The sequence below is a fragment of the Clostridium cavendishii DSM 21758 genome (assembly GCF_900141845.1).
Lineage (GTDB): Bacteria > Bacillota > Clostridia > Clostridiales > Clostridiaceae > Clostridium_AG > Clostridium_AG cavendishii.
In genome coordinates, this window is the sequence record NZ_FQZB01000019.1 from 1 (window position 1) to 23,397 (window position 23,397).

Below are 23,397 nucleotides of genomic sequence, written 5' to 3' on the forward strand. Positions count from 1 at the left end.
ATTTAAATACAACTCTTGTTAAAGTTAATCCTACTTTAAAATAGCCATTTTTATAAAATCAAATCGCCTCAAATTGGTGTAAAACTAATATTTTACCGATTTTATCCCAAGTTAATGTGGTATTATTTATTATACTATAAAACCGCTCTTAAACACAGTGTTTAATTGACTCTTGATTAAATCAATTTAATTTTACCTGGGATAAAAATAAACTTTATTCATTCAAAATTCATTATTACTACTAAGCAAGTGATTATTCCCCATAGCATATTATTTTATTTATAATCATTAATAGCTTTTTTAGTATTTCATTAAATGTTCTTCATTCTCTTCAAAACCTATATAAGCTGTAGCTAGTGTTCCTGTATTAGTTAAGCCTCCAAAGTCTTTAGAGTATCTAAATATCTGTACCAAATACAATAATTAGTATAGTTAATAAACCGCCACTAACTATTACAATAAATAACATTGTTGATTTTCTTTCGTTTCTTTTTCTATTTTTCTTTATTGCACATAAATAATTTTCCTGCTCCCCAAATCATCTAATAGATTAAGTATAGCCTTTTTTTAACAATTCAACACCTTCATTTAAATCATCTATTTGCTTATATTTCAAATATCATCATTATTGTATATCTACTATTTTTTCCATTTTATTATATCGTAATTAACAAGGAAATATATTAAAGCCTTTCTATAAATTTCGTAGAAAGGCTTAGTATATATTTATATTTATTATTCTATTGTTTTTCCCATAAAGCCCCTACATTACTTGGCTCCCAACCAAGTAATGAAGTATGTCCTTGAAGGCATTTATAAGTTGAGCCATTATAAGTTACAATGTCACCAGTTTTATATACATGATTAGGTACCCAAGCGTTACTAGTTGTGGTATCAGGTACCGTAACTATAATCTTATTTGAAATAACTGAATTTATGCTATCACTTAAAACTACTGTATAATCATAACTTCCTTTAGCTTTATTATTAACATCATATTTAACTGTTACCTGATCTTGTCCAGCAGTCAATGTCCCTGAAGAAATGCTTGTCATTCCCTCATATATTTTATAGCTTGTTGCTGTATTATTTTTTGGTACTACAAAGGTTAATGTATACGCTCCATTATTTACATCTCCAGCAGATAATATTGCTGCTTGTAATACATTTGTTCCTGGACTTGGTACTATTACAGTTATTAGATTTGAAGTAATCGTTTTAATTCCATCACTTAATTCCACTGTATAGTTATAGCTTCCTGATGCTTTTGATGTAATATTATAATTTAAGGTTTGAGATGGCTGACCAGCTGTCAAATTTCCTGAGGATATTACTGTTGTACCCTCATAAATCTTATAAGAAGTTGCAGTATTAAAAGCTGGAATTAGTATTGATAAAGAATAATTTCCATTAATGACTGCTGAAGAACTTATCTGTGCCGCATTAAGTGTATTTGTAGGTGGAGTTAGCCCATTAAAATAGTTTCTAAAATAATTTGACCAAACAAAATTTGTGTATTTGTCCCAATTTATTGACCAAGTCATAAGACCTCTTAGATTAGGATATTTATTACTTACATTATATCCTCCAACCCTTTTACCATTAATTAACCCATCTAAAGCACTTTGTAGCTCTGTATTTGAAACATACCCATTTCCAGCACCTGCACAGCTTGGAACACCAATAACAACTTGGTCTTGCCTTAATGGTGGAAAGAAATAATTTGGATCATTATTTACATTGAATCCTGTTAATAACATGTCTACCAATGAAGCATAAAATTCCCCACTTCCCATACTCTGACTCTTACCATTTATATCATTTATTGGACCTGAATTATAATATTGAACTTGAAGCCAGCTTAATGAATCTCTAAGTGCATAGATTACAGGTAAAAATGCTCCAGCTCTGTTATCAACATATGAATTTAACCCACCATAGTAGGTATGTCCAAGTTGAACAAAAAATGTTTCAGGAGCCATAGTTAAGATGAATTTATCACCATATTTTGCTTTTAATTGCTTTAAAGCGCTAATTGTATTAACTATAAGAGGACTTGTTGGATTTTTAAAATCCTTATCTCCAGCATTTAAATGTAATGATTGTCCTTCAAAATCTACATCTAAGCCATCTAACCCATATTTGTCAATAATAGTACTTACAGAGTTAACAAAGTTAGTAACCGATGCTGTATCTACCAATTGAACTTCACCTTTTTCTCCTCCAATAGATAATAAAACCTTTTTGCCTTTACCTTGAAGAAATTGAACATCACTTTTAAATTCGGCATCTGTTGCATTATATGGGGTAAATCTTATATCTCCAGAAGTAACTGTGGTTGGCTCTCCAAATGATAGATTAATAACATCAAAATTTGGTGAAACGTCTCTAAGTTTAATATCTCCTGCCCCATTACTAAAATTGTGCCAATAACCAACTAATACATGATTTGGAATACCACTTGTTGTAATAGCTTCAGCGCTTTTTGAACTACTTAAACCTAGCCCTGTAACCATAAAACTTGTTATAGCTATAACTGAAACTACCTTTTTAAAAAACTTGCTTTTACTCAATATTTTGACCTCCTTATATTTTTAATATATTCTATTGAGCAAAATAATTATTTATTACCTAAACTTCAGCAATACGCAAATTTATTGACATTTAACTTTATACCATATCTATTTATACCTTTTTAATAATATTTTTTACTTTTCTCTTTAATTCAAAATAACTTTCTTTCATTTCAATAACATCCATTCAATCAATTAATCTTTGTTGTAACCACTATTTCTTCCTTACTAATCTAAAATAGATTTTTATCAGCGTTTCAATTCACAACTACAAACATTTATGTAACTATTTTACAGCATGTGTGTATGTCATATTTTTGTTGATAAAAATATTTTTTAATATCAGTACTTAACCTGATTTCCTGAATCATATATGTAATTCTTATTCACTCTACCTTCTTTATATTCTCAAACCAAATATTTTTAAGTATTTTAAAATTAACCTATTTCTAATGCTTTACTGTAGCAATTCATCAACCAAATCTTTGAAACTTCAAAATATTTTATTCAATAAAATAACGTAATCTCAAAGAGAAATAAAATTACTCTATCAAAATACAAATTATTATATTTTGATAGAGTTTTATTAAAATCATAAAATAAGGGTTATTTTTTAATTAACTTATTGTATTCAAAAGATTTCCAATTGACTGAGTTTGATTTTGCATCGAATCTACATTATTATACATAGTATAAGGATTTGTAGTCATAATACTTGCAGAACTTGGTTTATAGCTTCCATTTTCAATGGAATTATATATAGACAATGTACTACTATCTATATACGAAGAACCACCTTGTAAACTATTAATTAGACCTTGCTCCATACTATCTTGTAAATCTGAAAATGCTGTAGGTGAAGTTGGTACAATATTACTTGAAGTATTAATAGTTGGTTCTATAGTGTTGAAAATATTTTGAAGCTCCTGATTTTGGGATATCCCATTTAACTTACTTTCAGTATATGAATCTTGAACATAAGAATCTACCGAATTAATAAGTGGAATATTTTTTGAACTATTAGGATCACTCATTGTATTAAAAAAAGAACTCATATTATAATTATTCATTGTACTTGTTATACTACTAATATTCATATTTAACTCCCCCTTTTTCTATAATGTCTAATTGTATCTTTGATTTTTAAGTAAAATAGCCCTTATTTATATACATATTTTCGTATGAATTTATAGAGTAATTAGGCTTATTTTATCTATTCTTATAATATTAACATTTTTATAAATATACATTTTCAAAATTACATATTAATTATTACTATTTATCTAAAAAATTCAAATAAATTTTTATTGTCTTTAACTTCTTCTTTTCCACCAAATAATCCGAAAAAAAATAATTTATTGATTCCTAATATATATTCTTTACTTACCTCACGGCTTCCTGGATTAGCTAAAGATGCCCATGTTGATAAAAATGCTAATAAGGCTTCTGTTGGTAAAGATTTATCTAGTATCCCTTCTCTTTTTCCTTGCTCAAAAAAATCTATTATGTACGGCATTGCTTTTTGTGTAAGCTCATTATATATCTGTTGCATTAACGAATCATTCCATATATCACTACTAAATATATCAGTTTTTAACATGTCCGTACTATCTTTGGTTATTGAAAGTAATATTTCTATTTTTTTCATAAAAGTTTCATTTGAAGTTAATATCTTTAATTCATTTTCTAAATAATTAGTAAAATACTTATTCATAGACTCTCGAACTAAATTTTCTTTATTCTCAAAATATTTAAAAATAGTTACCTTTGAAACCTTTGCTTTTTTAGCAATATCAAAAACACTAGTATTCTTTACACCATTATTAAAAAACATCTCCACAGCTGTTTCTAAAATCACTTCTCTTTTTTGCCTTGTTCTTTTTTCATAACCGTTAATTATAACCACCTCACAATCTTCTTTAACGCACCTTAGATTATAATTTTGTCTTACATGTTTATAAAGTTATAAATATACTTTAATAACTATATAATTTATTATATCACAACATTTTGAACTTTAATATGAATTGTAGTTCAAATTCAATTGACTTAGCAACATATTACTGATATTATGAACTCATATAACATTTCGAGTTCAATGTATTAATAAAATTACTTTTATACAAACTAAAATTATAAAAATGAAAAATAAAGTTATGGGGGGAAAACTAATGTTTTTAGCAGTTGATAATTTAAAGAAAAGTTACAATACAGGTGACATTACTACAACTGTATTAAATGGTGTTAAAATGAATCTATCCAAGGGTGATATTGGTGTGATACTTGGGCCTTCAGGTTCTGGAAAATCTACACTTCTTAACATTATTGGTGGTATTGACAGATGTGACCTAGGAACAATTTCGATAGATGGTATTGAAATCACTAAATTAAATGATTCAGAGCTTACAAACTATAGACGAGAAAATGTAGGTTTTGTATTTCAATTTTATAACTTAATACCTAATCTTACTGTAGGAGAAAATATTGAAGTTGTCTCAAATATAAGTAAATCTCCTATAAACACTGATGAAGTTTTAAAAGCTGTAGATATGCTTGATAAAAAACATAGATTTCCACGTGAACTAAGTGGAGGTGAACAGCAGAGAGTTTCTATTGCAAGAGCTATAGTTAAAAATCCAAAGCTTTTATTGTGTGATGAACCAACTGGCGCTCTTGATTTTTCAACTTCTAGAGAAATATTAAAACTACTTCAAAAAGTAAATAAAGATTTTGGAACAACAATACTTATGATAACACATAATACTACAATTAGTGCTATGGCTAATAAGGTTTATAAAGTTAGAAGTGGTGAGATAGTAGAAAGCTTAACTAATACTACAATTATGCCTGCTGAAAGGATTGAATGGTAATATGGTTATAAATAAAAAGATTAAAAGAACTATGCTTGAAAGCAAATCTCAATATCTTGGTTCACTATTTCTTATTATTTTAAGTTGTTTCATTTTTACTATGTTCAAATTGCTTGCACTTAATCTATCAGAAATATCATCCACTTTCGAAAAAGACTACAAACAAGAAGATGCAAACTTTATGACTGATAAAAAGCTAACTAATATTGAGAGCTTAGAAAATAGATTTAATATTAATATCGAAGAAACTAAAACCCTTGATTATTCAGTATCAAAGGAAAAAACTTTAAGAATATTTAGTGAAAATTCAAAAGTTAATATTCCTGCAGTAACAGAAGGAAAAGCTTTAAGTAATGGTAGTATTCTTATTGATCCCTCTTATTCAAAAGCAAACAATTTAATAATAGGAGATAACATAAAAATATATAATAAGACTTTTATCATCTCTGGTTTTATGTCTTTACCAAATTATATATATCCTCTAAGGATGGAATCAGATATAATTAATGACCCAAATAACTTTGGTGTAGCTGTAATTTCAAAAGAAGACTTTAATAGCTTAAATAAGGGTAGTAGTTTTTATTCTATAAGATTTAATGGTGATAGAGATGCTCTAGATGTTAAGCTTTCTGAGTTTAAATCATATCTAAAAGATGAAAATATCATTATACTTAACTGGCTTAATATAAAAGAAAATCCTAGAGTATCTTATGTTACTGCAAAGCTTTCTGGCATTAATCAGATGAGTTCCTCTATGCCTATTGCTGTACTTCTACTCACTTGTATATTAACAGGTATAGTTATGCTTAGGATGTTAAAAAGAGAAGGTATCATAATAGGAACTTTATATGCACTAGGTTATAGAAAAAAAGAAATTCTTAAGCACTACCTTTTATATCCTTTGTTAATATCACTTTTAGGAGGTATAGTTGGAACCATTCTTGGAGTTTTAACTTTAAATCCTATGATTAAATTTATGATATCTTACTTTAATATGCCAGTAGGCAAACTAAACTTTAATATAAATTATATTATAATAAGTATTTTGCTTCCTATAGTATTTTTAATCATTTGTAGCTTTTTTATAGTAAATAAAACACTTAAAAGCTCACCTGTTGACCTTATGAGAGGTGAAACAGAGAAAAGTAAGGTTGGCTTTATAGAAAAAAAAGTTAGACTTGATAAGCTAAGTTTTAATACTAAATTCAAAATAAGAGAACAACTTAGAAGTATACCAAGAAGTTTATTTCTTCTTATTGGTACAATTATGGCTACTATGCTATTACTTATGGGGTTTGCTGTAAAAAGTTCTATGGATTATTTACTTAAAGATTCTTTTAATGAAGCCTTTAAGTACAATTATCATTATGTATTTAACTCTATCCAGCATAATAAGCCTGCAAGCGGAGAACCTTTTTCTGAAGTCCCCTTCACGTTAAAAACAGATAAAAAAATTAATTTTACTATATATGGCGTTAGTCCCGATTCTAAATATATTTCCTTTAAAGATAAATCAGGAAATATATTAACATCTGATAAAACTATTATTACGAGGCCTTTAGCTGATAAACTTAATATAAAAATTAATGAAAATATTAAGGTTATTAATAGACTAGATTCAAAGGAATATGACATAAAAGTTGATAGTATTGCTGAAACTTATGTAGGTCAGTATATTTATATTCCACTTAATGAACTTAATTCTATGCTAAGTTTACCTTCTGATAGCTATATGGGACTATGGAGCTCGGAAAAGCTTGATATACCTGAAAATCAATTATTAGCTACTGTAACAGTTTATGATATGCAAAATGCTTTCAATACTATGACTCAACCATTTCAAATATATATAGGAAGTATAGCCTTTCTTTCTTTAATAATTGGATTAATAGTAATATACGTTGTTACCTCCCTTACTATAGAAGAAAATAGAGAAAATATATCTCTTATGAAGGTTTTAGGCTATAGAAAAAAAGAAATTTATTCTTTGATTTTAAATAGTTCTACATTTATAGTTATACTTGGATATATTCTTGGAATACCTCTAATTCTTGCATCATTAAGTGCTATGTTTAAATCAGTATCAAAGGATATGAATTTATCTTTTCCTGTAAATATAAATTATGTCTATCTTATAGTCGGATTTATTATAATATACTTAGATTATGAACTATCAAAGCTATTAAGTAGAAGAAAAATAAATAAGATTTCTATGGCAGAATCTTTAAAATCTAAAATGGAATAAGAGAAACTTATTAAGACCAATCTATGTTTTTTAATGGTAGATTGGTTTTAGTTATTTTCTACTTATCAAACAATTTTTAATGTTTCACCTTAATATTTGTAACTTTATTATACCCTTCTGTAGGTATTTCTGGACTAATATTAGGAGAAGGCATCTATTTAAATGGATTTTTCTACGGCCACAAATTGGATAAAAATTTTTTATTTATATTTAGCTACTTTAATTATAATCTATTATTTACTCTTTTGTTAAAAGCACTCTATATTTAACATAATTTACAAGAACTTCACCAAAATCAACTTTAAACTTATTTTTATAAAATATATAATAAAATCATTGAAAATAATGTATTAAATATAAAAATATGTTTATAAAAAGGAGAAAATTAAATGAAAAAAACTAAACAAATTGTAGCTGCTAGCTTAGCATTAGCTATTACATTATTTAGTGGAATCTCAACTAATGTTGCTTTCGCAGATACTAATAAAACTACTCTTACACCTATTATTCAAGATATTACAATTGCACCAGGTAAAGATTCTAGTGAGATAAATTTAAATTGGTATTCAAGTGCAACAAATGATGCTAGTGTAGTTCAAGTAGCATTAAAATCTGACTTTAATGGAACTGATTTCCCTACCACAAAGGCACAAACTTTTAAAGGTTCTAAGTCTCAGGCAAATAACAATTTTTTTACTAATAAAGTAACGGCTACTGGGCTTAAAGAAAATACTTCTTATGTATATCGTATAGGGGACGGTACTACCTGGAGTTCTGTTTATAACTACAATACCTATAAGACAAGTCGATATAATTTTTTCGTAACAGGAGACCCTCAAATTGGTGCTAGTGGAAATATAAATAAAGATACTGCTGGCTGGATAGATACAATAAATAAGGCTACTCAGAAATTTGGTGATTCTAGCTTTTTAATCTCTGTTGGTGATCAAGTTAATAATGGTAAAGAAGTTACAAATAATGATAATGAAACAGAATATGTAGGATTTTTTGCACCTCAGCAATTTAGAAGTTTACCTATTGCAGCTGTTCCAGGTAATCATGAAGCAGTTCTTAAAGGTCATAACACTCACTTTAATAATCCTAATCTTTCAAATCAATATGGTTTATTTAGTAAGCAACCTACTACTGGATCTGATTACTATTTTACCTATGGAAATGTTTTATACTTAATGCTTAATAGTAACAATACTAACTCAGAAGAGCATAAAGCATTTATGCAAAGTGCTATAGCTGCAAACCCAAATGTAAAATGGAAGGTGGCTGTATTACATCATTCTATTTATAGTTCTGCTACCCACCAAACTGATGCTGATATAGTATCTAGGAGAAATACCCTTCCTCAAATTTTTGATAGTTTAGGAATAGATGTAGTATTAGATGGTCATGACCACGCTTATACTAGAACTTATCAAATGAAAGGAAATGAAGCTCAAACTAATCAAACAATAGACCCTAAAAGAAATGTTATAAATCCAACTGGAACTCTTTATATTACTGAAAACTCTGCCAGTGGAAGTAAATATTATGAATTATTATCTCCTAATAAAAATTACTTTGAAGCATTTAAGGATCAAAGCCATGTTCCAACATTCTCTCGTGTAAGCATAGATGATAATAATTTTTCAATTACAACCTATAGAACAGACTCAATGCTTGCAATTGATTCCTATACAATAGTTAAAAATAATCAATCATTATCTGCTGATAATACACTTAAAACTAATGTTATAACTACTTCGACTAGTGTACAAAATGTAGATTCTAAACTTCCAACAACTGGAGATAGCATTGATTTAAAAACAATTTTAGGTATATCATTTATTCTAATAACTGTTGGTGGTGGCTTCATAATTCTAAGAAAAAAATAACAATTTCAACTCTACTTTATTTAACTCAATAAAGTAAACCAACCCCTTATTATTCTATAACAAAGGGTTGGTCTCTACTTATTCTCACATTTTATTTAATTATTCTTCTATTCTTTGAAGCTTATATATAACTGGATGTAACCCATCATTACATGAATGTATAGCCACTCCTTCTTGATTTGTATAAGGACTATTTTCACCAGCTGCTAAAATGGCAACTTTACTTTTCAAACCTTCCCAAGCACCTTTACAAAACTTCTCAGGCATTTCACAATTTTTTGATATGAATTCATCTCCTACTTGTCCTTTTGCACAAATTATTGGCATATTGGATTTAGCATATTCATTATATATATCTTCAACCTTTAATTTTTTTAAAATTGTAATTCTAACATCATAATATTTTTTATTATTCATTTTATCCTCCAGTTTTGTCTATAAATTTTAGTATATTTTTTTGTTCTAAATAACTTCTTTATAATTATATACCAAAAAAATATATATTAAAACCATGATTAAAATGCTTTTAAAAATTTAAGTCTCTTATTTTCCAAGGACTTCTTTCTAAAATAATAAAAAGTATATTTTAAAAAATCTAATAATATATGTTTCAATTAAAATTCTACATTTAATTAAATATCCCTAATGAAAATAATTTTCAAACTAGATTTGTGAACGCATATTATAATATATATAGCTTTTATACATTTTTTAATTAACATTATTACTTTTTATATATAACCCAATTATAAACTTAATAAATTATAAATTAAGAGAAGCCCTTAAATAACTTCTCTTAATAACTTTACTATCCTTTTGAAAAAATCATTTTTAAAGATATCAATATCATTAAAACTCCAAAGCCTTTTTTTAATAATGAAACTGGAACGTTTTGTGCTATTTTAGTTCCAGCAAGTGAACCGAGAACCAAAAAAATACAAATTAATATTCCAGCCTTTACATCTACTTGACCTCTTTTATAATATTCAATAAAAGCTAAAATACCAACTGGGGGAAGTAAGATTGCAAGTGATGTTCCTTGTGCCTTTAATTGACTAAAGCCGCATAAATATACTAATGCAGGCACTATTATTACTCCACCACCTATTCCAAACATCCCACTTAAAACACCAGCAATGCTTCCAATTATAATAAATAATATTAAATTTATCATATTTCATCTCCATTTATTAAAATCTAATTATTATACTATCTTTCTATAGGATTAATATATGAACCAACTCCTTCAGATACATTAGCCACCTCATAACCTTTTAACTTAGCTGCTCTATATTCTTTTGAATTTCTTTCTTTTAATTCATATCCTATACTATGAGCATAGTTCTCTTTAATATTTACCCATGCTATATCCCTTAATCTTTCATCTGAATTATTAACATTTCTTTCTTTCATACCCATCACTCCTTAAAATTATCTTCTATGTTTAGATTATTTCTTTTATATATTGTGTAATTACTATACATATATTCATAAATTTTAAAAATTAGCTAATATCAATTATAACTTATCTTAATATTTATAATTGATATTAACAGATACTTAAAGTTATTAAGATATTTTGCAAAACATATTTTTTGTACTACTCAGTCTAATTTTTTATTGACAATCTAAGGAAAACCGCTTACACTTATATTATGAAATTATATTCATTTAATTTTTAAAATTTATATTTTTACTGAGGAGGAATGTTTATGTTCTTTTTTGAAACACAACCTTGGACAAATTGGCTTATGTGGTTGATAGTATTTGTTTTACTAATAGTATTAAACGAATTAAGCCGTAGATCCAAATGGGGAGGTATACTATTTTTTGTAGCATTACCAATTATCCTTACATTTTTTGTATGGCCAACAACTACTAAAGGGACAAGCGTTAATGACTGGTTCCATTATGCCAAAGTATATTCATCACTTGCAGGATGCGTAGGTTTTTGGGTAGTTAGACATGTAAAAGGTGCAAGTAGTAAAAAGTGGGTCCTATGTTTTCCACCATTAATACTAGCAATCAATATTGCAGAAGCAGTAGCACGTGATTTCCAAATTTACGGATTACATCTTAACAAAGAAATATTTGAAGGTATGATGACTGTAAGTGGACCTTGGAATGTTATGAATGGAATCGCTGGTATCTTAAATATCATTACTATTACAGGTTGGTTTGGAATTTGTATAAGTAAAGATAAGAGTAAAGATATGTTATGGCCTGATATGCTATGGTTCTGGATTGTAGCATATGATATTTGGAACTTTGCATACACATATAACTGCTTACCTGATCATTCATGGTACTGTGGTCTAGCACTATTGTTAGCTCCTACATTTGCAGCTTTCTTTATCAAAAAAGGCGCTTGGTTACAACATCGTGCACATACTCTTGCATTATGGTGTATGTTTGCAATGACTTATCCTGCTTTCATTGATGAATCACAATTTGCAGTTAAATCATCACATAACACAACTGCTTTATTCATCGTAAGCTTAATAGCATTAATTGTAAATGTTATAGTATTTGGATATTATATCAATAAAATTATTAAGACTAAGCGTAATCCTTTAAAGGACGAGCTTTATACAGACCTTGATGCATATAAAGAAGTTAAAGCATTAGCTGAATAATATTATAATTAAAAGCCTCCTTTGTAAGGAGGCTTTTAATTATAGATAAGTTTTACCACTTATATTTATTTTTAATTCAATGATGTTTTTGTATTATTACCTTTTTTATAAAACCGTTAAAAACAACTTCATTTATATTACCTTATTTTAATGATATAAGTATATTTATTAAGATAACTTTTAATCTAATTTTTTATAGTATTTAGATGAAATTTCTTACTAAACTAAAAAACAATAATCAAATTTCTATTATATGAATTTCACTTGGTATATAAAAAGCAAGTTTTTCTCCTTCTGACAATGTAATATTAACCCATTCTCCTGGATTAAGTTTTAATGTCCCATAATCATTTTTTATTTCACTTATTTTATTTCCTGCTTTATCATAAACAATAGACGTATAATATCCATTACTGAATTGTAATGAATTTGTTATTGAAACTACATAATCTGTAGTATTTTTTATTTGAAAAGCCTCACCTTTTTTTAGAATTTTTTCTTTAAAAATAGGTTCAGATAATTTTTTATATAAATTTTTATATTCATAAGGAATATAAAATTCTTCTGTATCTGGAGTATTAACTCCAATTCTCATTTTATAACCTACTTGTAATCTTTCAGTCCCTAAATAATCTTTATATGTTTCAAACATATTTCCTACCGGATCATATACTATCTTATCATAACTCTTACCATTAGCAAAACTACCCTCATTGAATATTGGAAGTATATTAGATGTTGTATTATTAAATTCGTAGTATTCTCCTTGCTTTACAATTAATGTATCAAATACTGGTATATTAACCTTTGTACAAATATCACTGTATTCATAAGGTAAATATACATTAAGATCTCCAATTCCAGATTTACCAATTCTTATTTTTGTTTTATTTCCTACAAAAACATCACAAAAACTATTTTTAATTGCCTCTCTTAAAACACCAGACTCGTCATAACTAACTTTATCGTATTTAACTGTAGACTCATAAGTTGTATTAGTAGGAAATTTCAAATGCATTCCTGTTGTATTATCTAAAACATAATATTCATTATCTCTAACTGCAAGGGTATAGAAAACTGGAGCTTTAATAGTTTTAACACTTGCCTTCAATTGATTTGGAACAGCTATTGTAACATTAGTACCTGTACTACTAACCCTAACTTTTTGTCCTGAATTTATGATAATAGCATCAGTTGTAGAATATTTTGAATCAATAATTTTACCGCTATTATCATATATTATTATATTATAATTTTTAGTAATAGAAGTAATATTAATATTCATGGAATCTTTAGATGTATTTGTAATTTCGTAACTACTATTTTGTTCAAGAATTAGATTAAAACAACTATCTGTTGATTTTATAGATAAATTATCTATATCACTAGAACCCTTTGATACTGTAGTAGCACTTGCCGAAAATGAAATATTTATTATTAGAACTATAATACTTAAAAATGCAATAATATGTTTTTTCATAAATATATCCCCCTTCTACAATTGTTTATATATAACACATAATGTAATATACAGGTAATTATACCACATAACGGTTATTAGTATAAAGATATTATTATATAATTGTTAGAAATAAGTGTTAAAATCTACAACTAATTTTGTAATACATTGATAAATTTTTAGCAATTATATTCTTGAAATTATACTTTTCTGCAAAACTTAACATATTTATGATGCTATTGCTTACTCTTAAACCTAAAAAAGCTGACCCTATTCAATACAAAAATCCTCCTTTACAATAAATAACACAATCTTTATTTTACTCCCTTTTATATTGGAATAGTCTTCCATATTTTTTTAATTCTACTCCATCTCGGAGATATTTTATTTGATAAGGCTACACCTATTGTTATCTCATTTCTGCTCATATTCTCATCTGGTAAATTGTTATAAGAATAGTATTCTATTTCTATGTTTAATATATGTTTCCCATTTAATTCATTGACAATATTTTGAAATAGCAGTATAGTACATTATATAAGTACTGTACTGATGCACTTGTTTTAAAAGAAAACTTCTGCTCATTATATTCATAGGATAGCTCTTACAGAGTAAGTTCAAATAACTAAATCTAATATTTAGATTTTGGCTTAACTTCGTATTAAGCAAATTAAAATTTGAATACTCACTTAAAGGAGGCGGTGTTATTTTGGTTCTAAATACTGATAGTATGAAACCTATCTATTTACAAATTTCCGAATGGATTGAAAATCAAATACTTAACAATAATATTTTGGTAAACGAAAAAGTATTTTCTCAATATCAGCTTGCTGAAATGTACAATATTAACCCTGCTACTGCTGGTAAGGGGCTTTCTGTTCTATTAAATGAAAATATAATTTATAAAAAACGTGGTCTTGGAATGTTTGTATCTCCTGGAGCAAAAGAAATAATTTTTAAGAAAAGAAAAAATGAAACTCTAAAGAATCTAATAACTCAGTTAATAATAGAAGCAGATCGTCTTAATGTAAGCGATGAAGAATTATTTCAATTAATTAAATCTATTAAAAAAAATATTAAGGAGGAATAATCATGTCAATAATCAAATGTGTTAACCTTAGTAAACTTTATGGAAAGAACAAATCCTTAAGTGACATATCCTTTACTATAGAGGAAGACACCATAACTGGAATAATAGGCAGAAATGGTGCTGGAAAAACCACCTTACTTAAAATAATAGCAGGCTTTATAAAAAATACTTCTGGTGAAATTTCTGTACTTAATAATAACCCTTTTGATAATCTTTATGTAGCTACAAATATATTTTTTTCAGATGACAATATGGTATTTCCTTCTTCATTAAACCTTTCTGAAATACTAAAAGAGGCAGGTAAACTTTATCCTAACTGGGACACTGACTTATCTAATGGACTTTTTGAGTATTTTAAATTGAACCCTAAACAGTATCATCAAAAGCTATCAAAAGGTCAAAAAAGTACCTTTAATATGATAATTGCTCTAGCTTCCCATTCACCTATTACAATATTTGATGAACCAACAACTGGAATGGACGCTTCTGTTAGGAAAGACTTTTACAAAGCTTTATTAAAGGACTATATAAAATATCCCCGTACTATACTCCTATCTAGTCACTTGCTTTCTGAAATAGAAGATATCTTAGAAAATATTGTTCTTATAAAAAATGGTCAAACTGTTCTTCAAATGCCTATAGAAGAATTAAAAGAAATGGCTATAGGTTTACGTGGTGATAAAAATTATATTAATGAAATAACTAATGATAAAGAAATTATTCATACTGAAAATATAACTAATAATAATATCTTTGTTGTTGTAAAGAATGATTTTTCAGGCGATACCTTACAAAATATTAAGCTAGCAGGAACTATAGTCTCCCCCGTTTCCACTGATGACTTATGTGTATATCTGACAGCTGATTCTAAAGGAGGTATTGATGATGTCTTTAATAAAAACAAATCTATTTAAAGTTTCCAAAACACAATATTTATTTAAGCTTAAAAGTAATTTAAATTTTTTCATTGCCTTAATTCTATTACAGTTAACAATCATTTTGCTAGGTGCAACATATATAAGTAATTCCTCTGCTAGTACTGCAAATGTGAATTGTATTGTGTTAGGCTTTTCTGGTGATTTAGTTATTTCTATCACCTTTATTTGGGCATTCATAATAGCTTTTTCTTTAACTACCAAAAAAAATAGATATATTAATTTTTCTTTTGTTTCAAATAGGTTATCAAATCACTTATCTAATATTGCATTTTTAATAACCATTGCTTTATATGGTAGCTTAACGGCTTCTATGTCTAGTGGATTCTCTAAAATTGTCCGCTATATTACATCTAGTAGTCAAATCATATCAAGTAAAGGTTTTGAATTAGACCCACAATACTTATTAATTAACATCATAGGCATATTATTTTACCTTCTTTTAATATGTAGTATAGGATATTTTATAGGCTCTATTTTTCAATTGAATTGGACACTTATTCTTGTTTTACCTATAATACCAATACTAATGGTATTTTTAATTAAAAATTCACCTTATTTAACTTTTAGTATTATTTGGGACTTACTAGAAAAAATTATTAGTTTTTATTTTTTAGAAAGCTCTCTTTTAATATTTATTCTTAAAACTTTAATTACAGCTTTATTTTTGATATTAATCTCAATATTTATATCTAAAAAATTGGAGGTAAGAAAATGATTATTATTCCTTTATTACTATGTATAATAGCTTTAATCTTTTTTATAATGTCTAACAGAATACTAATTTCTTCAAAAATAAAAAAATACTTTATTGTTGGCTATTTAACTATTATAATCATCTCTGCACTTACAATTTATTTTATTCCTAAGAGCAATTTATTACAAATTACAAAACTTACTAATGACTACTCCTTAGATACTAATTCCTTTAAAGACTTAATAGTTGAAAATAAGGTAAATTCTTCGAATGAACTTTTTAAAAAATTCAGTTGGTCATTTGATTACTCTAATTCTACTTTAAAGATAACTGATAGACTTGCTCCTTATCAAGTTATTTGTGAAAAAAAGTCTACTAATGATGAAAAAATAGAAGTTGTTCAATATGTAACACCTTTCTATGTTAATGGTGTCAATGTTACAGATAAAGTTCCTCCTCTTTCGATTAACCTTAATAAAGATGAATTAATCTTATATAATGATCAAAATGTCAATATTAATATGTATAAGTTTGAATTTGATTTTCCTATTAAACAATTTTCAGAAACTGCCGCCTCTTATAATAACAAACTTTTAAATTTCCCATCACTTGATGTGATACACATAAAAGTGCCAAAAGACTGCCAAATAACTGTTCCAAATTATAAACAATTTGAAGTAATAAACTAGTTTATGATTGTCCCACAAAAAGGTTATTTTATATTTTCAAACCACAATATATAGCATATTTACTTAGAAAATTTATACTGCATATTGTGTGTTGGAAATATATTTATAGCTTTTTGTGGTTTTATTAGTCTATAATTTATAAAATTAATACCTTCCTATCAAAAATCAAATTACGTGGTTTTGTTAAGTTCTGTAATACATCTTTACATGATAATAGATCAGAATGTAAAGCAGAAGTTATTATTAAATTTATTCAAATTGAAGAGTTGCTTATTAAATGTAAAGGTGAAAGCGTAATATTAAATTTTAAACAAAACTATAATCACTATAACTTATCACTATCTAATTATTTTAATAATTCTGTAGACTTAGCTAATGAATTAAAAGAAAATTTACATAAAAAAGGCATAGATTTTAGATGTAATTTCTAATTTCAAACAACATAAGTTCTTTTTATCTAACCTTAAATAACAAAATGGCTTCTTCTGAAATCACTGCTCCTTATTATACACACTTTAAATTTACAAACTAATCTATACTTTACAAAATTATAAATACCTCCATATAAAAATTCACATGGAGGCATTTATATATGCATTAATTATTATAATTCTTTTGATAAATTTGTTGATGCTTATTATATTTGTATACATAATATTAGGCTACTGCTTCATTTTCCTTATCCACTATTTCTAGAAGCTCTATTGCTTTATCTATAAAGTAGTCTGGTTTAACCTCTTCCAGAACACTAATTGGTAATGCCGTATATGTTACACCACAAGTTTTAGTTCCAGCATTTTTCCCACAAAGTAAATCAAAATTAGAATCCCCTACCATTATAGCTTCTTCTGGTTTAACATTTAAACTTTCACAAGCCTTTTCAGCTGGTTCTCCATGTGGCTTATGATTTTTTGTACTTTCTGGAGTAAAAAACACATCAAAGTATTCTAATAATCCGCCTAATACAAGACCTCTTTCTGCTAACACTTTTCTTTTAGATGTTACTATTCCAAGCTTTATTCCTCTATCTTTTAGTCCATCTAAAAGTTCTTTTACCCCTTCAAATGGTTTACACATAGTATCATGTCTTTCCTCATTGTATCTTCTATAAGTTGTTACAAGCTCGTCCGCTTTTTCTTCATTAAATTGTGCAAGAGAACCACGTAATGGCTTTCCAAACAACTGTGTTATCTCATCTTTTGAAGGATTTAGATTTAACACTGTTCTTAATGCATAATCAAATGAATTAAAAATAAGTTCATTTGTATCTATTAATGTTCCATCTAAATCAAATAATACTGCTTTTATCATTTATAAAATTTCAACTCCTTTTAAATATGATTACATTATAACAAAAAAGTTGTATTTTTTCGAGGAACTTTAAGCTTATTAATATTTTTAATATTAATAAAATTAAAAATAAGCTTTAACTTTAAATTTATTGTCTATATATTTTTTTACAAATCTTATATAACATAAAAATCCTAATATTTTTTTGCAAATGTATTTTCCAAAATGATACAACTAAAAAACAGCAATCAATTTATTAAAATAAGTTGATTGCTGCTCATTTTATATTTTATTAACCCTCTTTGTCTTTCTTCTTAACAAAATAAATCCTGCTACCATTAATATACTTGCAAAACTAATTGTTGTATAAGTGTTAATTAATGATCCAGTTTGCAATAATGCATTTGTTACTGGTGTATTTACTACTGGGGAAGTTGGTACTGGATTTACTGTTGAAGTTTTTTGCATTACAGCAAATATTGAAAAATGTTGTGTATAGAAAGTAAATGTCATTGTACCTTCATCAAAGTTTCCACCTAGTTCTTCCCAAGTTTTATTTACTTCATTATAATAATATATTGAAAGCTTACTTGTATCTAAACCTTTTATATCATCATCAGTAAGTTTTATGGTTACTTTAACCTTTTCATTATTCTCAAATTCATGAATACATTTTACTAAAATATCATTTTTATCAAATAACTGTATATCAAGACTCAAAGGATTACCTACTGCTTTTGTTCCATTAGGCACATTATTTAACAATACCATTTTGTTATCATCATTAATAACTTTTATTGTTACTTTGATATATCCGTCTCCTAAGTCTTTATTTATATCAATTGCTTTAGCTGGTATTGATATATTAGCTATATTACTATTTACTACTAAAGTATTGTCTCTACTCTCTAAGTAGCCCACTGGTATTTTTGCTTCTACCTTGTTATCTGAACTTGCAGAAGGTATACTAGCTGGAAAGTTATAGGTATTTCCACTTGTATAGGTTGCTGTAACGATTAAGTCTCCTATTACATTGTCAAAGGACTTATTCCAACCTTTAAAAATATAGCCTATTCTTGTTGGATCTTTTGGAGCTTCAGCTTTACTTCCATGTTTTACTGTTTGTACAGTTCCTATAATATCACCATTGTAATCTTTAAATATTACTGTATAACTGTTAATTTCAAAACTTGCAGTTATCTTTATATTGCTTATTACATTAGTATCTGTTCTGCTTTCTGTCTTTACTCCATCACTCCAGCCTACAAAATGGTACCCCGGATTTGCTACTGCTTTTACTTCCGTTCCACTTTCTCCAATATTTACTTTTTGTGAGGTGTTTCCTATAATAGTTCCATTTACCCCTGCTACGTAGGTTAATGTATATTCCTGATTTATTTCAAAGGTTGCAATTACATTTATATTTCCTGTTATACCTCTATCTTTTCTGATTGCAGTTTTTACTCCATCATTCCAGCTTACAAAATGATATCCTGCATTCGCAACTGCTTTTACTTCACTTCCATTCGAACCATAATCTACTGTCTGAGAAGTATCACCTATAATAGTTCCATTTGCTCCTGCTGCATAATTCAATGTATATTGATTAATTTCAAAACTTGCAGTTACATTTATATTATCTATTACATTAGTATCTTTTCTGCTTGCAGTTTTTACTCCATCACTCCAGCTTACAAAATGATATCCTGGATTTGCTACTGCAGTTACCTTTGCTCCATCTAAATTATAATTTACTTTCTGTATTTCTTGCCCTGTAATACTTCCATTTGCTCCTGCTGCGTAAGTTAAAGTATATTCATTTATGGCAAAATTTGCAGTTGCAGTTTTATTTTCTATTACATTACTATCTGTTCGCTTTTCAGTTTTTACTCCATCGCTCCACCCTATAAAGTGATATCCTACATCTGGCATTGCAATTACTTCACTTCCACTATCTCCATGTTTTACATTCTGCAAAGTTTGTCCTAAAACACTTCCATTTGAGCCAGCTATATAGCTTAGAGTATATTGATTAATTTCAAAACTTGCAGTTACATTTATATCTTTTGTTACATTCGTGTCTGTTCTACTTGAAGTTTTTACTCCATCACTCCAACTTACAAAATGATAATTTGGATTTGGAACCGCCTCTATTTCTGTTCCATTTTCTCCATACTTTACTGTTTGAGAAATATTTCCTTTAAGCATTCCATTTACTCCTGCTTTGTAAGTTAGTGTATATTCATTTGCTGCAAAGTTTGCTGTTACTGATTTATTTCCTGTTATATTAGCATCTGTTCTAGTTAGAGTTTTTACTCCATCACTCCAATCTACAAACTTGTACCCTGTATCAGGAATTGCTGTTACAGCACTCCCACTTAACCCATGCTTCACTTTTTGTAAAGTAACACCTGTTATTCTTCCATGTGCTCCTGATAAATAATTTAATGTATATTCATTAACTTCAAAATTTGCAGTTACGTTTATATCCTTTGCTACATTCATATCTGTTCTGCTTGCTGTACTTATCCCATCACTCCAACCTATGAAACTATATCCTTCATCAGGTACTGCTGTTACTTCTGTTCCATTTGCACCATGCTTTACTGTCTGTGAAGGATTTCCCATAATCTTTCCATGTTCTCCTGCTGCATAGGTTAGAACCTTATCTCTTTGCTCATTATCTTTAATTATAACTGTAGCAACCTTTTGATCGCCAATGATTGCACCACCAGTGGGTTTACTTAAAACTACATTTAAAGATTTATCTCCATCATAAACTGAATTATCTATTATAGGTATAGTAATTTTTTTGCTAGTTTCTCCACTTGCAAATTTCAATGTTCCGGAAGTTTCAGTGTAATCAGTTCCTGCTATAGCAGTTCCATTACTTGTCGCATAATCTACCGTTACCGCTTTTTCAGTATCTACAGTCCTGTTTACTTCTAAATCTATGCTTCCGACATTTTCTTCTACATCATAGTTTGATTTACTAAAATCTATCTTAGACATTATAGGATTACCCAATTCAAGATCATTTACCACTATATCTTCAAAACCTCTAAATCCAGCATCCTGAAGTTCAGGATTCATTTGTCTCATTCTAATCTCATCCACACATCTAAAAGTACTATTCAAATCTATATGTGTAATCGTCTCTGGATTATCACTAAAGTTAACCATCTGAGTAGCGACATTCATACCATCACGGAATCCTTTAACCTCAACAAAATTAGGACTACCAGCAACCACTCTAAGATTAAATGATTTAAAAGAGAATGTCTTACTTATATCTTTTGTTTTAAAAGCAAACCAAATACCATTTATACCTTTTGAATCCTCATCACTAATCATTAATCCATGATATGCAGGATCCCCCGTATAATATCCCGCATACACCAATCCTCTAGCTTTAGTAGGTGAAAGTGCATTAAATGGTACATTGATATCATCATCCGTAGCTTTAAATGTTACTTGACCAAAATCTGCTGTCATAACATCATATGGTTGCTTTTGGAAATTATCATGAAATGGATCCGAATCAAAACTAATTATATTCGGCGTTACAGCATAAACAAGTTTTGGCACTGAAAATGTGAAACAAAAACTTATTAACATAGTTAATATTAAAGTTTTAGCTACTATCCTTTTTTCTGATTTTTTCATAAAGTTCTCCTTAATTTAAAAACTTTTATTATGGTCGAGGTGGAAATAGCCCGCTAACACATATTATAAAATTCAAGCAAAGAGAGTCTGGTTGAATATTAATAGGTGTTCCTGACCCAGTATTAGCACAACTTGAATTTACCGTTGTGGCAGGTATATTAATATTTTTTGTTATATTAAAAGGCCTAAGTGTTGCATTTGGAGTAGGTTCACTAGTTGTATACATATTTACACTACTATTTTGTGGCGGTGCAGTTTTACTTACTCCAAGTGTACAATTGTTATTTGAAGGTACATTTGTAGTTGTTGTATTAGACGGGCTTGTATTAACAGGTATTCCAATATCTAAGCTTACTGGAATAGTAGTTTCTGAATTAGGAGTTACAGTATTAGTTATTGCATGGTTATGAGCTGGCATGTTTGAATTTGTAATAGTAGTTTGCATATTTCCATTTTTGGCCTGACCTAAAATCCAATCTCTATTCGATGCTTGATTTCTTCCACCTCCAATCATAACCCTCCCTCTTAAATCTGGTAAATTAAAGTAATTTCTTCCATCTCCACCATAAGTTGTACCAATTACTGCGTATAAAGCACTGTTTGTACTAATTTGCATCTGTCTTCCATCGCAAAACAGCCAATCTTGTGGAGCGTACGTTCCTGCCCAAGGTAAAATTGTTCCGATAAATGCTTCCATTTTATCGTCCTCCTTAATTATTTATTATTTTTTAATACTGTTTTAAATTAGTTAAAAACAATATTAGAAACGATTTTATATTTCTTATAATAAATTATCTTATGTATTTCATTTCATAGAAAGCACCCTTATCTTCAATAACTTTAAAACCTAAATTTTCATAAAAGTTATATGCCACTACATTAAACCAGGCAACCTGAAGACTTACAGCTTTTTCTTTTACTAAAGCCTCTTCTATTACTTTAGTTACAATCTTTTTACAAATTCCCTGTCTTCTAAACTTTTTTAATATACCGATTTCTAAAATACGCTCTTCTTTATAACCATAATTTATATAAAGTTTCCCTATTGGCTCATTATTACATATAATTATATTTAATTTAGCTTCTGGATATGCTTGTCGCAATTGTTGTTGCTCCATTATAAATTGCGAATAAATAATCTTCTCCTTTTCCTCCTCATTTATATTTGTTATTAAATTTAACTCTTCATGAGATTCTTTAAACAATCTAATTAAAAAATTTTTATGTCTTTTATCTTCTAAGCATAACGAAATATTTCTTATTTTCATTCTTTTTCTCCTTATAAGTTAGAATGAATTTATCAAAACCATTTTTGAATTTATTTACTTTTATTCATTTCTATAACATTATATCCTATA

The 23,397-nt window shown here is 27.8% G+C and carries 19 protein-coding genes; 8 read left to right on the plus strand and 11 right to left on the minus strand.

The genetic code is table 11. From position 1 onward, the window contains the following. Positions 1–740: 740 nt before the first annotated feature. From BUB01_RS23335 to BUB01_RS19340, 3 genes are all read right to left on the minus strand, one after another. Entirely contained in the window at positions 741–2,573 is a 1,833-nt protein-coding gene (locus BUB01_RS23335; protein WP_084109049.1) for a carbohydrate-binding protein, read from the minus strand. Between the two features lie 617 nt (positions 2,574–3,190). After that, the gene (locus BUB01_RS19335) at positions 3,191–3,670 is read right to left on the minus strand and encodes a hypothetical protein (RefSeq protein WP_072992174.1); all 480 of its coding nucleotides are present in this window, start codon (positions 3,668–3,670) and stop codon (positions 3,191–3,193) included. 182 nt (positions 3,671–3,852) lie between these two features. Next, on the minus strand, positions 3,853–4,479 hold the full coding sequence (locus BUB01_RS19340) for a TetR/AcrR family transcriptional regulator (RefSeq protein WP_072992178.1): 627 nt from the start codon (positions 4,477–4,479) through the stop codon (positions 3,853–3,855). A gap of 265 nt (positions 4,480–4,744) precedes the next feature. Here BUB01_RS19340 and BUB01_RS19345 point away from each other — a divergent pair, with 265 nt between their 5' ends. From BUB01_RS19345 to BUB01_RS19355, 3 genes are all read left to right on the plus strand, one after another. Further along, a complete protein-coding gene (locus tag BUB01_RS19345) occupies positions 4,745–5,443 on the plus strand; it encodes an ABC transporter ATP-binding protein (protein WP_072992181.1) in 699 nt (232 codons plus the stop codon). 1 nt (position 5,444) lies between these two features. Continuing rightward, on the plus strand, positions 5,445–7,688 hold the full coding sequence (locus BUB01_RS19350; RefSeq protein WP_072992185.1) for an ABC transporter permease: 2,244 nt from the start codon (positions 5,445–5,447) through the stop codon (positions 7,686–7,688). A gap of 389 nt (positions 7,689–8,077) precedes the next feature. Next, positions 8,078–9,577, plus strand: coding sequence for a purple acid phosphatase family protein (locus BUB01_RS19355; RefSeq protein WP_072992188.1), 1,500 nt, complete (start codon positions 8,078–8,080; stop codon positions 9,575–9,577). A 99-nt stretch (positions 9,578–9,676) separates the two neighbouring features. On the opposite strand, the gene BUB01_RS19360 is transcribed toward BUB01_RS19355, so the two are convergent. The 3 genes from BUB01_RS19360 to BUB01_RS19370 form a co-directional block, all read right to left on the minus strand. Then, complete coding sequence (locus tag BUB01_RS19360; protein ID WP_072992191.1) at positions 9,677–9,994, minus strand: TIGR04076 family protein; 318 nt, start codon at positions 9,992–9,994, stop codon at positions 9,677–9,679. Positions 9,995–10,385: 391 nt separating this feature from the next. Continuing rightward, positions 10,386–10,751, minus strand: coding sequence for a sulfite exporter TauE/SafE family protein (locus BUB01_RS19365; RefSeq protein ID WP_072992194.1), 366 nt, complete (start codon positions 10,749–10,751; stop codon positions 10,386–10,388). A gap of 35 nt (positions 10,752–10,786) precedes the next feature. Beyond that, on the minus strand, positions 10,787–10,990 hold the full coding sequence (locus tag BUB01_RS19370; RefSeq protein ID WP_072992198.1) for a hypothetical protein: 204 nt from the start codon (positions 10,988–10,990) through the stop codon (positions 10,787–10,789). 299 nt (positions 10,991–11,289) lie between these two features. Here BUB01_RS19370 and BUB01_RS19375 point away from each other — a divergent pair, with 299 nt between their 5' ends. Next, the gene (locus BUB01_RS19375) at positions 11,290–12,213 is read left to right on the plus strand and encodes a DUF5692 family protein (RefSeq protein ID WP_072992201.1); all 924 of its coding nucleotides are present in this window, start codon (positions 11,290–11,292) and stop codon (positions 12,211–12,213) included. 238 nt (positions 12,214–12,451) lie between these two features. Here BUB01_RS19375 and BUB01_RS19380 read toward each other — a convergent pair whose 3' ends face one another. Beyond that, positions 12,452–13,693 carry a hypothetical protein gene (locus tag BUB01_RS19380; RefSeq protein ID WP_072992204.1) on the minus strand — a complete coding sequence of 414 codons (1,242 nt, stop codon included), beginning with the start codon at positions 13,691–13,693 and terminating at the stop codon, positions 12,452–12,454. Positions 13,694–14,381: 688 nt separating this feature from the next. On the opposite strand from BUB01_RS19380, the gene BUB01_RS19385 reads away from it, so the two are divergent. From BUB01_RS19385 to BUB01_RS19400, 4 genes are read left to right on the plus strand one after another with little or no spacing between them, the layout of a single operon-like run. Continuing rightward, positions 14,382–14,762: a GntR family transcriptional regulator gene (locus BUB01_RS19385; protein WP_072992207.1), complete on the plus strand. Its 381-nt coding sequence runs from the start codon at positions 14,382–14,384 to the stop codon at positions 14,760–14,762. 2 nt (positions 14,763–14,764) lie between these two features. Then, positions 14,765–15,676: an ABC transporter ATP-binding protein gene (locus BUB01_RS19390; RefSeq protein ID WP_072992210.1), complete on the plus strand. Its 912-nt coding sequence runs from the start codon at positions 14,765–14,767 to the stop codon at positions 15,674–15,676. Then, positions 15,648–16,415 carry a hypothetical protein gene (locus BUB01_RS19395; RefSeq protein ID WP_072992213.1) on the plus strand — a complete coding sequence of 256 codons (768 nt, stop codon included), beginning with the start codon at positions 15,648–15,650 and terminating at the stop codon, positions 16,413–16,415. Before BUB01_RS19390 ends, BUB01_RS19395 begins: the two co-directional genes overlap by 29 nt. Beyond that, positions 16,412–17,083: a hypothetical protein gene (locus BUB01_RS19400; protein WP_072992215.1), complete on the plus strand. Its 672-nt coding sequence runs from the start codon at positions 16,412–16,414 to the stop codon at positions 17,081–17,083. The genes BUB01_RS19395 and BUB01_RS19400 overlap by 4 nt, the downstream gene beginning before the upstream one ends. A gap of 657 nt (positions 17,084–17,740) precedes the next feature. Here the strand turns inward: BUB01_RS19400 and ppaX are convergent. The 4 genes from ppaX to BUB01_RS19420 all read right to left on the minus strand — a co-directional run bounded on the left by ppaX (position 17,741) and on the right by BUB01_RS19420 (position 23,307). Next, positions 17,741–18,394, minus strand: a complete 654-nt coding sequence (gene ppaX, locus BUB01_RS19405; RefSeq protein WP_072992219.1) for a pyrophosphatase PpaX — start codon at positions 18,392–18,394, stop codon at positions 17,741–17,743. Positions 18,395–18,655: 261 nt separating this feature from the next. After that, the gene (locus BUB01_RS19410) at positions 18,656–22,039 is read right to left on the minus strand and encodes an InlB B-repeat-containing protein (RefSeq protein WP_072992221.1); all 3,384 of its coding nucleotides are present in this window, start codon (positions 22,037–22,039) and stop codon (positions 18,656–18,658) included. A gap of 28 nt (positions 22,040–22,067) precedes the next feature. Beyond that, complete coding sequence (locus tag BUB01_RS19415) at positions 22,068–22,736, minus strand: phage tail protein (protein WP_072992224.1); 669 nt, start codon at positions 22,734–22,736, stop codon at positions 22,068–22,070. A 94-nt stretch (positions 22,737–22,830) separates the two neighbouring features. Then, positions 22,831–23,307: a GNAT family N-acetyltransferase gene (locus BUB01_RS19420; protein ID WP_072992227.1), complete on the minus strand. Its 477-nt coding sequence runs from the start codon at positions 23,305–23,307 to the stop codon at positions 22,831–22,833. Positions 23,308–23,397 lie beyond the last annotated feature (90 nt).

Bases quoted from the DNA above. Each gene is read 5' to 3' on its own strand.
- BUB01_RS19335 (WP_072992174.1), bottom strand. From the start codon at position 3,670: ATGAATATTAGTAGTATAACAAGTACAATGAATAATTATAATATGAGT.
- BUB01_RS19345 (WP_072992181.1), top strand. From the start codon at position 4,745: ATGTTTTTAGCAGTTGATAATTTAAAGAAAAGTTACAATACAGGTGAC.
- BUB01_RS19350 (WP_072992185.1), top strand. From the start codon at position 5,445: ATGGTTATAAATAAAAAGATTAAAAGAACTATGCTTGAAAGCAAATCT.
- BUB01_RS19355 (WP_072992188.1), top strand. From the start codon at position 8,078: ATGAAAAAAACTAAACAAATTGTAGCTGCTAGCTTAGCATTAGCTATT.
- BUB01_RS19360 (WP_072992191.1), bottom strand. From the start codon at position 9,994: ATGAATAATAAAAAATATTATGATGTTAGAATTACAATTTTAAAAAAA.
- BUB01_RS19365 (WP_072992194.1), bottom strand. From the start codon at position 10,751: ATGATAAATTTAATATTATTTATTATAATTGGAAGCATTGCTGGTGTT.
- BUB01_RS19370 (WP_072992198.1), bottom strand. From the start codon at position 10,990: ATGAAAGAAAGAAATGTTAATAATTCAGATGAAAGATTAAGGGATATA.
- BUB01_RS19375 (WP_072992201.1), top strand. From the start codon at position 11,290: ATGTTCTTTTTTGAAACACAACCTTGGACAAATTGGCTTATGTGGTTG.
- BUB01_RS19380 (WP_072992204.1), bottom strand. From the start codon at position 13,693: ATGAAAAAACATATTATTGCATTTTTAAGTATTATAGTTCTAATAATA.
- BUB01_RS19390 (WP_072992210.1), top strand. From the start codon at position 14,765: ATGTCAATAATCAAATGTGTTAACCTTAGTAAACTTTATGGAAAGAAC.
- BUB01_RS19395 (WP_072992213.1), top strand. From the start codon at position 15,648: ATGTCTTTAATAAAAACAAATCTATTTAAAGTTTCCAAAACACAATAT.
- BUB01_RS19400 (WP_072992215.1), top strand. From the start codon at position 16,412: ATGATTATTATTCCTTTATTACTATGTATAATAGCTTTAATCTTTTTT.
- ppaX (WP_072992219.1), bottom strand. From the start codon at position 18,394: ATGATAAAAGCAGTATTATTTGATTTAGATGGAACATTAATAGATACA.
- BUB01_RS19410 (WP_072992221.1), bottom strand. From the start codon at position 22,039: ATGAAAAAATCAGAAAAAAGGATAGTAGCTAAAACTTTAATATTAACT.
- BUB01_RS19415 (WP_072992224.1), bottom strand. From the start codon at position 22,736: ATGGAAGCATTTATCGGAACAATTTTACCTTGGGCAGGAACGTACGCT.
- BUB01_RS19420 (WP_072992227.1), bottom strand. From the start codon at position 23,307: ATGAAAATAAGAAATATTTCGTTATGCTTAGAAGATAAAAGACATAAA.